Here is a 15,595-nt window from a genome sequence, read left to right on the forward strand (position 1 = left end):
AAGATATATTTTTCCGGCAAAACAAAGACAAAAAAAGAAAGAAAGTACGGTAACTGTGATATAACCATACTTTCTTTTTAAATCAGTCCGTCAAATTCGGTATCAAACTTATAGCTTCTTCTTTTTTCTTATCGACAATCTTCGCATAAATTTGAGTTGTGGCAATATTTTTATGTCCTAACAATTTGCTAACTGTGTACAAGTCAGCCCCCAATGTAAGCATCATGGTAGCATGGGTATGCCGGGCAACATGAAACGAGATATGCTTAATAATCCCTGCGTCTTTCGCCCATTTTTGAAGTATTTTATTTATAGTTCCCTCATGCGTCAAAGGAAAAATCAAATCATCGCCTTTTGCTTCATTTTGTTGCGGCAACCACTTTAACGCTTCATCGGATATAGGCAGATAAAGCGGTTCTTTTGTTTTCTGCATCTTTATTTCAATTCTTATTCTTTCACCGCTTTTCTGCAAATCGTTCCACTTCAATTTTCTTATATCGCTTACACGCAGCCCACACAAACAACTGAAAAGAAAGGCTTGTTTCATTATCTCATACTTGCACTCTGTCCCGATAAGCCGCTTCAATTCCTCTATTGTCAAATACTCCCTGCGGCTGACTTCCGCTTTTACCTTACTGGCAAAATCAAACTCTTTCGTTGGATTGACCGTAATAATCCCCTCTTTATAGGCTCTATTTATAGCGGTACGCAGCACCCCATAGTAAGCAATAACGGAATTATTACTTAATACACCCCCAGCCTTTAACAAACCAAACTTGCTTGCTTTCTTCGCTTGTTTCAAGAAATCCACAAAGCTATTCAAGAAGTCCTTATCTATATCACGAAAAGCGATATAATCCCCTCTGAACAATTTTAGTTCACGAATGGTATTACCAACGGTCTTTTCATAGTTCAAGCTGCCACGTTCTTTAGATTGGCTTCTCATGTTCATTAAATAATCAATCACATTCGCTTTTGACTTGTTGGTGTTCTGAAAGCCGTGTGCATCATTTTGCAACTCTACTATCCGCTTGCTTTGAATAGCTTTTGCAAGAGCCAACGTAGCTTCGTTCTTTGCCTTATCCTTTCTTGTCTTTTCGGGTATAAGGTATAATTTCAAAAATTCATATTGCCGTTTACCGCCAACATAATTTTCTTTTCTAATAACATCACCTGTATAGTAGTCCAAATAAATAGACTGGTTGCCATTGGCAAGCTGCTTGAATCTAATCCTTACAGGTTCTTTCAATTTAACTTCTTGTTTTTTCTTCGCCATAATTATGTTCTTATTTTGTTACCGATACAAATATAGCGATTTGTTTTGTTACTTCAATGAATACAGGTAACAAAATAGTAACAAAATAAAGGCATTTATTAGACTAAACAAGAAAATAAGGAAAATAAAGGAAATTACATTCAACAAATATAAAATACTAAATATCAATATCTTATATTTAATATTTTATCTCATTTTTTCTCTTTTTCCACAACTGACAGCTGTTGATGATGTTCTGCCACAGCACATACGATCCCGGACCGACGGAAGATAACGGATTAAGATAAGTATATGCCATCCAGATGGCAAGCACCGTATTCTTTTGCCCCAGCGCCTGCCCTCCACTGATGCGCTCACCATAATGACCGCCGATTCTCTTTCCCAAATAGAATTGTATACAGCAGGTTATCAGTCCCGCCAGGGCTATCAGCAGTTCAACAAATACCGGTGCATCACTATTGACCAATGAACGTACCGTCTGCCCTGAGACAATGGCAAGAGCTACCGCCCACAAATAGAAGGCTGCATCATGGAAACCCAACAGAAAATGATGCACCTTCGGCACAAACGCACGCAGAAACCATGCCAGCAAGAAAGGACAAAGCAGCAATGGAAAGACTTTACTCAGAATTTTCAGGAATGCAACAAAAAAAGTAATGTCAGCATGAGGCTCCACCAACGGGAAAACCAAAGGAACAGCCACAGCCGCCAGAAGATTGGACAACAACGTATAGGTCGTCAGGCTGGATGCGCTTCCACCCAGTTTACCGGTAATGACAGCCGCAGCGGTTGCAGTGGGACAAATGAGACAGACCATCGCACCTTCAAACACTTCCCGGTAGACCTCCTCCATAGGACAACACACCAACAATACCGCAACAATCAAGCAAGAAACCGTCTGGAACAGCAGTAACCATCCATGCCACGATTTGGGTTTCAGTTCATGCACCTCCACCTTACAGAAAGTGAGCAGAAGTTGGGAAAAAATCAAAAGTGGAGTCAGGAAAGCCACTAACACATTCACATAAGGTTTGGCAGGCGCCACAAAAGGAATGTCTGCAAAAAAGAAATATCCCAAAGTACCGGCAAGCATTGCCAAAGGCAACGTCCAGTTCTTTATAAAACGAACCAGCATACTTGATTTGCTATTTTAATTATCTGCCGCAAAGTTACGCATATTATCAATACATTGAGCCACTAATTACTCAAACACAGACATTAATTACACTAAAAATGAGAAGAAGAACAATAAAACTGAACATAATCCATTAGTTTTCTATAAATTTCCACTACATTTGCCAAGCGAAAAGGAAGCATTGTCTTTGCTACAATTATATGAAACTATACAGACGATACATATTATATATAAGTATATGCTTAGGGCTGCTTATCTCCCCCTTTTGCAGTGGCAGCGCTGAAGCGAAAGACTTTGTTGTCGTTATAGACCCCGGACACGGTGGACACGACCCGGGTGCAGTGGGAAAAATTTCCAAAGAGAAGAATATCAACCTGAATGTAGCACTCAAACTTGGCAAACAAATCAAGAAGAACTGCCCTGATGTAAAAGTTATCTATACGCGGGACCGGGACATATTCATCCCCTTGGACCGGCGCGCTGAAATTGCCAATAACGCCAAAGCTGATTTGTTCATCTCCATACATACCAATGCCCTGGCCAAAAACCGGACGGCCAAAGGAGCCTCCACCTGGACACTGGGTCTGGCAAAATCGGATGCCAATCTGGAAGTAGCCAAGCGCGAAAATGCCGTTATCCTCTACGAAAGCGACTACAAGACGCGGTATGCCGGCTTCAATCCCAACTCGGCAGAGTCCTACATCATCTTCGAATTCATGCAAGACAAATACATGTCACAGAGTGTGCACCTCGCCTCCCTCGTACAAAAGCATTTCCGCCAAACCTGCAAACGTACAGATCGGGGCGTGCACCAGGCAGGTTTTCTGGTATTGAAGGCCAGTGCCATGCCAAGCATACTGGTGGAACTCGGATTCATCTCCACACCGGAAGAGGAACGGTACCTGAACACTGAAGCAGGAACCACCTCACTTGCCAACGGTATCTTCCGCGCTTTCCTCACCTATAAGCGCGAGCAGGAAATCCGGTTGAACGGAAGCAGCAATACCATTCTTCCGGAGGATGTACCCGAGCCCGTTCAAGAAGAAGGCAACGCAGCTACAGCGACACCGGAAAAGAAAAATGCACCTCAAGCGGAGAGTAACCAAGCTGCCCAACGCCCGCAAAGGTCAGAAAATGCAGCCGTTTCCCAAACAGAACAGAGCGGCATCGTGTTTAAGATACAGATACTCACTTCTTCACGTCCTCTGGCCAAGAATGACAAAAGACTGAAAGGAGTGAAAGACGTGGATTATTATAAAGAAGGCGGAATCTACAAATATACGTACGGCGCATCACCCGATTACAACAAGGTGCTGCGCAGCAAACGTAGCATTACGGACAAATTCAAGGACGCATTCATCATTGCGTTCAAGAATGGAGAAAAGATAAACGTCAACACAGCCATCAGCGAATTTAAAAAGAACAGAAATAAATAACAAAAGATACATCATGAAGTATATTACAAAAGAAGTTAGAATAGGAATAGCAGGCATAGCTGCACTTTGCATATTGGTATACGGCATCAACTACCTGAAAGGGATAAATATGTTCAAGCCCTCCAGCTATTTCTACGTGAAATTCCAGAATGTCAATGGACTGACAAAATCCAGCCCGGTCTTTGCCGACGGCTTCCGCGTGGGTATTGTCCGCGACTTGTACTACGACTATACCCAACCGGGCAAAGTCGTTGCCGAAATAGATGTTGACCCAGAGCTACGCATTCCCAAAGGAAGTACGGCAGAACTGGCAGCCGAAATGCTTGGCGGCGTAAAGATGAACCTGCTGCTTGCCAATAACCCACGGGAGAAATACCAGATTGGAGACACAATCCCCGGCGTGCTGAACAACGGAATGATGGAAAAAGTTGCCACCATGATGCCGCAAGTAGAGAAGATGCTGCCCAAGCTGGATTCCATCCTCGCATCCTTAAATGTCATACTGGCCGACCCCGCCATCCCTGCAACCTTGCATAACGTACAAGATTTAACAGCAAGTATGGCCGTCACAAGCCGCCAGTTGCAAACTCTAATGAAGGATGATATTCCACAACTGACCGGCAAGCTCAATACCATTGGAGACAACTTTGCACTCATTTCCAACAACTTAAAGGAGATAGATTATGCTGCCGCCATGCAAAAGGTAGACGCAACTTTGAACAATGTAAAAATGATTACAGACAAATTGAACCAGAAAGACAATACCGTCGGACTTTTGCTAAACGACCCTTCTCTATATAATAATCTGAACGCCACCACTGCCAACGCAGCAAGTTTATTGGAAGACTTGAAATCGCATCCGAAACGATACGTCCATTTCTCCCTATTCGGCAAGAAAGATAAGTAAAAGATGGACGTTATATAGATTTTGTCTAAATAACAAGTCTATAAAGGAATTAAAAGGAAAGCCCTCATTTGCTCTATACAAGGAGCGAAAAAGGGCTTTTTCCTGCTCTGGGCACAGAAAGAAAACAAGAGACGCAAAGCTACATAAACCACTATATGACAAAGTATTAGATAAATGCAACACACCTTATATAAGGAGTATACTCATAGTAACCGATAAGTAGCTGAAAGTAAAGAGCTTATTACTTTCCCTAAAAACGCAAGAAAAAAAGGATTTGTTTTTCTCGAATAAGATTGCCAATTTTGCAATCGTAGAAGTTATGCTTAATTAATAAATGTATTTATAGCCGTTATGAGTGAAATAGATCATGTCGGGCTGTGGAACCGCTGTCTTGAAATCATCAGAGACAATGTTCCGGAGCAGACATACAAAACATGGTTTCTTCCCATCATACCTTTAAAATATGAAGACAAAACGCTGGTCGTACAAGTGCCCAGCCAGTTCTTCTATGAGTTTTTGGAGGACAAATTTGTTGATTTGTTGCGCAAGACTCTCTATAAGGTCATTGGTGAGGGAACTAAATTGATGTATAACGTAATGGTGGACAAGAGCTCGCGGAAAACCGTCGACCTGGAGTCTACACAGCGTACCATCATACCGCAAAAACAAGTGATGGACAAAAGGATTCCGCAGATTCCCGTCCCCGAACTTGACCCGCACCTTAATCCAGAATACAACTTTGAAACCTTCATCGAAGGTTACAGCAACAAGCTGTCGCGCAGCGTTGCAGAAGCTGTCGCTCTCAATCCGGCTAAAACAATCTTCAATCCGCTGTTCCTATACGGAGCATCAGGTGTAGGCAAAACCCATCTTGCCAATGCTATCGGAACCAAAATCAAGGAACTATACCCGGAGAAAAGGGTATTGTATGTATCTGCACACCTATTCCAAGTGCAATACACCGATTCCGTACGTAACAATACGACTAACGACTTCATCAACTTCTACCAGACCATTGATATTCTAATCATTGATGATATTCAGGAATTTGCCGGCGTGACCAAAACGCAGAATACATTCTTCCATATCTTCAACCATCTGCATCAGAACGGCAAGCAGCTCATCCTCACTTCCGACCGTGCACCGGTATTGCTGCAGGGCATGGAAGAGCGTCTGATTACACGTTTTAAATGGGGAATGGTGGCTGAGCTGGAGAAACCTACCGTAGAACTCCGCAAGAACATTCTGCGCAACAAGATACACCGTGACGGCCTGCAGTTCCCCCAGGAAGTGATTGACTATATTGCAGAGAACGTGGGCGACAGTGTACGTGACCTGGAGGGCATCGTCATTTCCATTATGGCGCATTCCACCATATACAATAAAGAAATAGACCTGGAACTGACGCAACGTATCGTCCGCAAGGTAGTGAACAGCGAAAGCAAGGCAGTGACTGTCGATGAAATCATCAACACCGTATGCAAGCACTTCGGATTGGAAACTGCCACCATCCACACAAAATCCAGAAAGCGGGAAGTGGTGCAAGCACGACAAATAGCCATGTATTTAGCCAAAAACCATACAGACTTCTCTACTGCAAAAATCGGTGCGCTAATTGGACATAAAGACCATGCCACCGTATTGCATGCATGTAAAACCATCAAAGAACTGAAAGAGGTGGACAAATCATTCCGTGCGGAAATCGACGAGATTCAAGCCGCACTGAAAAAAGGATAAGAATAAAGGATAAGGGATTAAATGCAGCTAAGTATGCATTAGCTTAACCCCTTATCCCTTATCCCTTATCCCTTATCCCTTATCCCTAATCCTTAATTTTCAAAATCCCTGCTTTTTCATTATCTTCCAAAGATTCTCCGACATTGCCTCACTGTCTTTCTTCGTATAACGCACATCTGTAAAGACCTGCGCCAGCGTTTCCTTATTGTTCTCCAAGATGAACTGCTTGTTCTCAGGAAGCGATTCTTTATAGGCATACAACCGGTCAATGTCCTGAGGAGTATAATCATGATAAACCTCTTCGTGTACAATGGCCTCCAGCGGCAAACGGTCCACTTGTTCCGGCTGTTCGGCAGGCCATCCCACTGTGACTGTCGTGATGGGAAACACCAATTCCGGTAACTCCAACGCTTCGACAATCATCTGAGGGTTGTAAGTGGTAGTTCCCAGATAGCAAATGCCCAACCCCTTCTCCTCGGCAGCCACACAAAAAGTCTGTGCCACCAGCAAGGTATCGACAGCCCCCGTCACAAACCACTCAAAGTTGTTGTATCCCGGCTCAGCCTTACGTTGCTCACACCACTTGCTGAAGCGGCGCAAATCTATGCAGAAAGTAAGCACTACCGGCGCCGTCCGAACCATCGGCTGATTGAAATGTGCAGGCGCCAGTTTGGCTTTACGCTCTGCATCACGCGTCACAATCACACTATAAACCTGCATGTTCCCGACTGTAGAAGCCCGGAAAGAGGTTTCAAGCAAATCATTTAACAAATCAGCAGAAATATCCTTCTGCTGGTATTTTCGGATTGTTCTCCTTTGTTTCAAGCTTTCCATTCTTTCTTTTTTTGCAAAGATAATGTAATCCACGAACAATTCATTCAAGAGTTCACACTTTTTTTATCATCATATATCCGGAATAAAATACATCTTTTCAACAAGAAATGAACAATTATTATCTCTACGAGCAGATAAAAGTAACCTTATGTTCGACTAAACCGAGAACCTTTCAGCCCAACAAGTTGTTAATAAATTCCATTTTGGAAAACTTATTCGTTTACTCAAATCATTAAAACATTATAAACCAATAAATTAATAGCAATCAATAGAAAACTATACATCGGTTGATAAAAACATTCATTTTAATTTTGCCAAGTTGAAAAACATTCATAGCTTTGCAAATGCATTTGTTAACGATAAGTACAACTTCTACAACTTTACTTATTTGTAACTAATCCTAAGAGATACAACATTGTGGAAAAGAAAAATTATTCTTATGACGAAGCCTACGGAGAATCTTTAAAATACTTCCAAGGCGACGAGTTGGCTGCCAGAGTTTGGGTAAACAAATATGCAGTCAAAGATTCTTTCGGAAATATTTACGAAAAGTCTCCGGAAGACATGCATTGGCGAATAGCCAATGAGGTAGCCCGCATTGAGGCCAAGTACCCCAATCCATTAAGTTCAGAGGAACTTTTCGGCTTACTCGACCACTTCAAGTACATTGTTCCGCAAGGAAGCCCGATGACCGGAATCGGAAACAACTATCAGGTAGCCTCTCTGTCCAACTGCTTTGTTATCGGTGTGGACGGCGAAGCGGATTCTTATGGTGCCATCTTCAAGATAGACGAAGAACAAGTACAGCTGATGAAACGCCGTGGCGGCGTGGGACACGACTTATCCCATATCCGTCCGAAAGGTTCACCGGTAAAGAACTCGGCACTGACCTCCACCGGCTTGGTTCCCTTCATGGAACGCTATTCAAACTCTACACGCGAAGTAGCTCAAGATGGACGCCGCGGCGCACTGATGCTCAGCGTATCCATCAAACACCCCGACTCGGAAGCCTTCATCGATGCCAAGATGACTGAGGGCAAAGTGACCGGAGCCAACGTTTCCGTAAAACTGACCGACGACTTCATGCAGGCCGCCATCGAAGGCAAACCATATACACAGCAATATCCGATTGACGCCACAGAGCCGGCATTTCAAAAAGACATTGACGCATCCGCATTATGGAAAAAGATTGTGCACAATGCATGGAAATCGGCAGAACCCGGTGTGTTGTTCTGGGATACCATATTAAAGGAATCCGTGCCCGACTGCTATGCAGACCTGGGCTACCGTACCGTATCCACCAATCCATGCGGCGAAATTCCACTGTGCCCGTACGACTCCTGCCGTCTGCTCGCCATCAACCTTTACTCATACGTGGTCAATCCGTTCAAGCCGGACGCCTACTTTGACTTTGAGCTATTCAAGAAGCATGTAGCTTTGGCCCAACGCATCATGGACGATATCATCGACCTTGAACTGGAGAAGATAGAGCGCATCATGAGCAAGATAGATGCCGACCCCGAAAGTGAAGACGTGAAACATACAGAACGCGTTTTGTGGCAGAAGATTTACAAGAAAAGCGCCCAAGGCCGCCGTACCGGTGTAGGCATCACGGCAGAAGGCGACATGCTTGCCGCCCTGGGATTGCGTTATGGCACTGAAGAGGCAACCGAATTCTCGGAGCAAGTACACAAGACGGTGGCACTCAACGCCTATCGCTCCTCCATAGAAATGGCCAAAGAACGCGGCGCATTCGAGGTGTACGATACAGAACGCGAAAAGAACAACCCGTTCATCAACCGCCTGCGTGAAGCTGACCCGGAAATGTACGAGGAGATGAAGAAGTACGGACGCCGCAACATTGCCTGTCTGACCATCGCCCCGACCGGCACCACCAGCCTGATGACTCAAACCACCTCCGGTATCGAGCCCGTATTCCTGCCCGTGTACAAGCGCCGCCGCAAAGTGAATCCCAACGATACGAACGTCCATGTGGACTTCATCGACGAAACCGGAGATGCCTTTGAAGAATATATCGTGTTCCACCCCAAATTCGTGACTTGGATGGAAGCACAAGGATACAACCCCGCCAAACGCTACACGCAGGAAGAAGTGGATGCCCTGGTAGAGAAATCACCTTATTATAAAGCAACCTCCAACGACGTGGACTGGCTGATGAAAGTCAAGATGCAGGGACGTATCCAAAAATGGGTGGATCACTCTATCAGCGTAACCATCAACCTGCCGAACGACGTAGACGAAGACCTCGTGAACCGTCTGTATGTAGAAGCATGGAAATCCGGCTGCAAGGGCTGTACGGTTTACCGCGACGGTTCGCGTTCCGGCGTGCTCATCTCTACCAAGAGCGACAAGAAGTCCGAGCTTCCCCCGTGCAAACCGCCTACAGTCGTTGAAACACGTCCCAGAATATTGGATGCAGACGTTGTCCGCTTCCAGAACAACAAGGAGAAATGGGTGGCATTCGTCGGCTTGCTGGACAATCATCCCTACGAAATATTCACCGGTGTGCTGGATGATGATGAAGGCATCATCCTGCCGAAGAATGTGGTGTCGGGCCACATCATCAAGAATGTGGATGAGCACGGAAACAAGCGTTACGACTTCCAGTTCGAGAACAAGCGCGGATACAAAGTCACCATCGAGGGTCTGTCTGAGAAGTTCAACAAAGAGTATTGGAACTATGCCAAGCTGATTTCCGGTGTATTGCGCTACCGCATGCCTATCGAGCAGGTCATCAAGCTGGTAGGTTCACTGCAACTGGACAGCGAAAACATCAACACCTGGAAGAACGGTGTGGAACGCGCCCTGAAGAAATACATCCAGGACGGCACGGAAGCCAAAGGCAAGAAATGCCCCAACTGCGGTAACGAAACACTGGTTTACCAAGAAGGTTGCCTCATCTGCAAGACGTGCGGAGCTTCCCGCTGTGGATAATCCCACGGCAAGCACAAACGTTTGCATAGGAATTTAAATGACTTAGATAACGGTAGCTGCATGATTATGAGGAATAATTTCTATACTTGCATAATCATTGCAGCTATTGCTACTTCTAAATCTAATATAATATGACACTAATATTCAATATCGAGTATCGTACCAGCTGGGGTGAAGAAGTCAGAGTCCTGGGTTCCATCCCGGAACTTGGCAACAACCAGCCCGACAAAGCCACCCCCCTGCACACTGTAGACGGCATTCACTGGACCGCGGAAGTGGATATCCAGATTCCCGGTAATGGAAGCGTCGAATACAGTTACCACATCTATCGAGATGGCAGAACCATACGGACAGAGTGGAACAGCCTGCCACGCATCCTGCACGTTGCAGACAATCCGAAGAAAGTTTACCGCATAGAAGATTGTTGGAAGAATCTGCCCGAGCAGCAGTATTTTTATACATCCGCTTTCACAGAATCCCTGCTGGCGCATCGCGAACGCAGTGCCGCCCCGAAAAGCTACAAAAAGGGGTTGCTGATAAAGGCGTACGCCCCCTGCATAGACAGTGACCATTGCCTGGCACTCTGCGGAAACCAGAAGGCGCTGGGTGACTGGAACCCGGACAAAGCTGCCCTTATGAGCGACATCGACTTCCCCGAATGGCAGGTAGAAGTGGATGCCGGCAAAATCAGCTTCCCGCTGGAGTATAAATTCGTCCTTTACAACAAGAAAGAGCGCCGTGCCGTGGCCTGGGAGAACAATCCCAACCGCTATATGGCCGACCCGCAGATAGCCGCCAACGAAACGCTGGCTGTCGGCGACCGTTATGTATACTTCAATCTTCCTGCATGGAAAGGTTCCGGAGTAGCCGTACCCGTATTCTCCCTGCGCTCCGAGAAAAGCTTCGGTGTAGGCGATTTCGGCGACTTGAAGCGCATGATTGACTGGGCAGTTGCCACCAATCAGAAGGCGGTGCAGATTCTGCCCATCAACGACACTACCATGACGCATACCTGGACAGACTCCTACCCTTACAGTAGCATCTCCATCTATGCCTTCCATCCCATGTACGCCGACCTGAAGCAGTTGGGCAGCTTGAAGGACAAGAAGGTGATGGCCGAATTCAACAAACGCCAGAAGGAACTGAATGCCCTGCCCGCCGTGGACTACGAAGCTGTGAACAAGACAAAGTGGGAATACTTCCACCTCATCTTCAAGCAGGAAGGGGAAAAGGTGCTGGCATCGGATGCTTTCCGTAATTTCTACGAAGCCAACAAGGAATGGTTGCAGCCATATGCCGTCTTCAGCTACCTGCGTGATGCCTACAAGACCCCGAATTTCCGCGAGTGGCCCAAGTATGCCACCTACGATGCCAAGGAGATAGAGACATTGTGCCGGCCGGACTCCGCCGACTATCCGCACATAGCCATCTATTATTACATCCAGTTCAACCTGCACCGGCAACTGTTTGCCGCCACGGAGCATGCGCGCGCCAACGGCGTAGTGCTGAAAGGCGACATTCCCATCGGCATCAGCCGCAACAGTGTGGAAGCCTGGAAAGAGTCCCACTACTTCAACCTGAACGGACAAGCCGGTGCACCGCCCGACGACTTCTCCGTGAACGGACAGAACTGGGGCCTCCCCACCTACAACTGGGATGTCATGGAAAAAGACGGTTATGCCTGGTGGATGAAACGTTTCCACAAAATGGCAGAATACTTCGATGCCTACCGCATAGACCACATCCTCGGCTTCTTCCGCATTTGGGAGATACCGATGCACGCCGTACACGGGCTGTTGGGACAATTCGTCCCCGCCCTGCCCATGACGCGCGAGGAGATAGAAAGCTACGGGCTGGCATTCCGCGAAGACTTCTTCCTAAAGCCCTATATCCATGAGTACTTCCTCGGACAAATCTTCGGCCCGCATACAGACTATGTGAAACAGACCTTCATAGAGCCGACAGACACGTGGGAGGTTTACCGCATGCGTCCCGAGTTCGACACCCAGCGCAAGGTGGAAGCCTACTTTGCCGGAAAAACGGACGATGACAGCATCTGGATTCGTGACGGGCTTTACGCCCTTATCAGCGATGTGCTGTTCGTGCCCGACCGCAACAATCCGCACGAATACCATCCGCGCATCGGCGTGCAGCACGACTACATCTACCGCGCACTGAACGATTGGGAAAAGGCTGCCTTCAACCGGCTGTATGACCAGTACTACTATCACCGCCACAACGACTTCTGGGGACAGCAAGCCATGAAGAAACTGCCGCAACTGACACAGTCCACGCGCATGCTGGTATGCGGTGAGGACTTAGGCATGATTCCCGATTGCGTGGCATGGGTGATGAACGACCTGCGTATCCTTTCCCTGGAGATACAACGTATGCCGAAAGACCCGAAACAAGAATTCGGCCACACAGACTGGTATCCATACCGTTCGGTCTGCACCATCTCCACGCACGACATGTCTACCCTGCGCGGCTGGTGGGAAGAAGACTTCCAACAGACGCAGCGTTACTACAACACCATGCTCGGGCACTACGGTGCCGCACCGGCAACGGCCACGCCGGAGCTCTGCGAAGAAGTGGTTCGCAATCACCTCCATAGCAACTCCATCCTCTGCATCCTCTCCCTGCAAGACTGGATGTCCATAGACGGCAAATGGCGCAACCCGAACGTGCAGGAAGAACGCATCAATATTCCTGCCAACCCGCGGCACTACTGGCGCTGGCGCATGCACCTGACACTGGAACAACTGATGAAGGCAGAAAGCCTGAACGAGAAAATAAGGAGCATGATAGAAAGCACCGGAAGATAAGAAAGGATTCTTAACAAAGGGTTATTTTAGGCACGGATTACATGGACAATCACGGATAATATTGAAAGTAACCGTGATAACCCGTATAATTCCGTGCCTAAAATAATTCGATAAGTTCATTCCGACCCTCACATAATTGTATTCTATAAAAAACAATTTCGCGCTATTTTTATATTTTACAGAATACAATCCACAGCCTGAATCGTAATAACCGGATACTGATTTGCCCGTACCACAAAATATCAGTAAGTTTGCAGAAAACAATCTACAAGTAATGACCAGTTATATTTTCCTTGACACGCTTCGCTTCTTCGCCCATCACGGCGTGGGCGAACAAGAAACCGTGGTAGGCAATGAGTTTACCGTCAGCCTGCGCCTGCAAGTTGATATCCGGCGTGCGGCAGAAACGGACGACGTAGCCGACACCGTGAGCTATGCCGATGTACATACAGCTGTGAAGGCAGAGATGGACATTCCTTCCAAACTATTGGAACATGTATGCGGGCGAATTATAAACCGATTGTTCCGCGACTTCCCACAGATAGAGGAAATAACCCTCAAGCTGGCAAAGCGCAATCCACCGATGGGCGCGGATATAGAGGCTGCAGGAGTGGAAATATGCCAACGCCGCGGAGAATGACAGATTGCCGAATCACCCCATTCACTATTGATACACAGACACTTCCCACTGCAAAGACACTGCATGCTTTTTGCAGTGGCGCTGCAAACGGTTTGCAGTAACACTGCACATATATTTGCAGTAGTACTGCAATAGCTTTGCAGTGACGCTGCAACAGATATGCAGTAGCACTGCAAAATGTATACAGAAGTTCTGCAGTGAGCATGCAGCAACTTTTCTGCCGTAGAATACGACCATTGATACCAATATTCCGTACCTTTGCCCCATCATCAACAAAAAGTCAATGAGAAACGCTATACAACGACTGGCATTACTCCCCATCGTCGCTCTCTTCCTGCTACCGGCCGCTTGCCACCGGACGGACGGACGGGCAGAAGCTTTATTGAACAACGCCGACTCATTGCTGACAGCAAATCCGGACAGTGCTCTGCGACTGCTGGAGGCACTGCCTGCAACCACCGAACTTACACGTCGGGAGTCTGCCCGATACGCCCTGCTGCTGGCACAAGCCACAGACAAATGCGAAAAACCTCTGCTACCCTGCGACTCGCTACTGGACGTGGCACTGGATTATTATGACGATGACGAGCGCGAACGAGCCGTGGCACTTCTCTATAAAGGAAGACTGGAAGTGGAAATGGAACAAAGCGAACGGGCCATCGGCTTCTTGCTAGAAGGACTGGAAATCATAAAGAAATTCCCCCAAGAGATTGAAACCAGAAAATATCTATTCAGCTCATTGGGAAACGAATACTTTGATGCACGGCTGTACGAGAAAGCAGGAAAGGCGTATCAAGAACTTTACAAATGTTGCACCACGGATAAAGACAAGTCGATAGCATTGAACAGCCTTGCCTCTTTTTATGCTGTAACAGAAAAAGAAGACTCTGCACTTATACTTCAATGTAAGGCTTTGGAATACGCCCAAATATCGAAAGATTCTGCCATGATTGCAACAACAGCCCTTAATCTCAGTGTAGAATATTCCAGTAAAGAAGCGAATGATACAGCCTTATATTATGTGCGAATGTCCTTACAATGGCTTCCCGGAAACAAAAATAGAAGTGATTATCACGCCAATATTGGCAATATATTCTTGGATAAAGAAGAAAGAGATTCTGCCATATATTATATAAACAAAAAAATAGAAGATAGCACAAATATAAAAGGACGGGCAAATGCTCTATTAAACTTATCTTATATAAAAGAAGAGCAAGGGGATTATCAAGCAACCACAGAATTACTATATCAGTTTGTAGACATCATTGACTCAATATATTTCACCGAGCAATCCAATAAGATACAGCAACTTATCCATAAGTATGACTCCCAAACAAAAGTAAAGGAAGAACAGTTTAAAGGACAAAAAAAACTAAGGACAGCGATCGCATGTTTCACATTCTGCTGCTTCCTCATTGCCCTCTTCTATCAACATCGCATAAACAAAAGAAAAAGGCTGCAACTCATCAATGAGCAAAACCTGAAACAAGCCCAAGAAAAGCTCACTTCTTTGGAAACCACCATCGAAGAGAGTCACCGCATTGTAGTTCTATTGCAGAGGGAGCATTCTACATTAATACAAGAAAAAGAAAAAAACAATCAAGAAATACAAGAGCAGGAAAACCAAATAAAGAAACTGAAAGAAGAAAAACTGGCTTTGCGCAACTGGCTGTTCAAACAAAGCGACATATACAAGAAGATAATAAAACTCTCCAAACAAAACGTGTCAAGTAAAAAAGAACGAAGTGTACTGACAGATGCAGAACTGAAAAAACTAAAGGAAACCGTATTGGATATTTATATTGGGCAGTATCCATAATTTTGTGTAAATAGAAACGGGATTCAGTTAT

Annotated in this window: 10 protein-coding genes; 7 read left to right on the top strand and 3 right to left on the bottom strand. The window is 45.9% G+C overall.

The genetic code is table 11. The features are described 5' to 3' along the window. Positions 1–82: 82 nt before the first annotated feature. Both DW896_RS13910 and DW896_RS13915 read right to left on the bottom strand, forming a co-directional pair. On the bottom strand, positions 83–1,276 hold the full coding sequence (locus DW896_RS13910) for a site-specific integrase (RefSeq protein WP_117928949.1): 1,194 nt from the start codon (positions 1,274–1,276) through the stop codon (positions 83–85). 178 nt (positions 1,277–1,454) lie between these two features. Further along, a complete protein-coding gene (locus DW896_RS13915; RefSeq protein WP_117689164.1) occupies positions 1,455–2,411 on the bottom strand; it encodes a transporter in 957 nt (318 codons plus the stop codon). 200 nt (positions 2,412–2,611) lie between these two features. Here DW896_RS13915 and DW896_RS13920 point away from each other — a divergent pair, with 200 nt between their 5' ends. From DW896_RS13920 to dnaA, 3 genes are all read left to right on the top strand, one after another. Then, positions 2,612–3,847: an N-acetylmuramoyl-L-alanine amidase gene (locus tag DW896_RS13920; RefSeq protein ID WP_009037934.1), complete on the top strand. Its 1,236-nt coding sequence runs from the start codon at positions 2,612–2,614 to the stop codon at positions 3,845–3,847. 13 nt (positions 3,848–3,860) lie between these two features. Further along, the gene (locus tag DW896_RS13925) at positions 3,861–4,754 is read left to right on the top strand and encodes an MlaD family protein (RefSeq protein WP_005827282.1); all 894 of its coding nucleotides are present in this window, start codon (positions 3,861–3,863) and stop codon (positions 4,752–4,754) included. Positions 4,755–5,105: 351 nt separating this feature from the next. After that, positions 5,106–6,491: a chromosomal replication initiator protein DnaA gene (gene dnaA / locus DW896_RS13930; protein WP_005827286.1), complete on the top strand. Its 1,386-nt coding sequence runs from the start codon at positions 5,106–5,108 to the stop codon at positions 6,489–6,491. Between the two features lie 99 nt (positions 6,492–6,590). Here dnaA and DW896_RS13935 read toward each other — a convergent pair whose 3' ends face one another. Next, a complete protein-coding gene (locus DW896_RS13935; protein ID WP_044468986.1) occupies positions 6,591–7,325 on the bottom strand; it encodes an NADPH-dependent oxidoreductase in 735 nt (244 codons plus the stop codon). A gap of 417 nt (positions 7,326–7,742) precedes the next feature. Here DW896_RS13935 and DW896_RS13940 point away from each other — a divergent pair, with 417 nt between their 5' ends. The 4 genes from DW896_RS13940 to DW896_RS13960 all read left to right on the top strand — a co-directional run bounded on the left by DW896_RS13940 (position 7,743) and on the right by DW896_RS13960 (position 15,564). After that, complete coding sequence (locus DW896_RS13940) at positions 7,743–10,280, top strand: adenosylcobalamin-dependent ribonucleoside-diphosphate reductase (protein ID WP_005827290.1); 2,538 nt, start codon at positions 7,743–7,745, stop codon at positions 10,278–10,280. Between the two features lie 131 nt (positions 10,281–10,411). Beyond that, complete coding sequence (locus DW896_RS13945) at positions 10,412–13,105, top strand: 4-alpha-glucanotransferase (RefSeq protein ID WP_119993353.1); 2,694 nt, start codon at positions 10,412–10,414, stop codon at positions 13,103–13,105. Between the two features lie 274 nt (positions 13,106–13,379). Next, positions 13,380–13,745 carry a dihydroneopterin aldolase gene (gene folB, locus DW896_RS13950; protein ID WP_009037931.1) on the top strand — a complete coding sequence of 122 codons (366 nt, stop codon included), beginning with the start codon at positions 13,380–13,382 and terminating at the stop codon, positions 13,743–13,745. A gap of 283 nt (positions 13,746–14,028) precedes the next feature. Beyond that, positions 14,029–15,564 (top strand): hypothetical protein, encoded by a 1,536-nt coding sequence (locus DW896_RS13960; RefSeq protein WP_165859042.1) that lies wholly within the window; start codon positions 14,029–14,031, stop codon positions 15,562–15,564. Positions 15,565–15,595: the final 31 nt, after the last annotated feature.

It is taken from the genome of Bacteroides sp. AM41-16, from assembly GCF_003603495.1.
Taxonomy (GTDB): domain Bacteria; phylum Bacteroidota; class Bacteroidia; order Bacteroidales; family Bacteroidaceae; genus Bacteroides; species Bacteroides uniformis.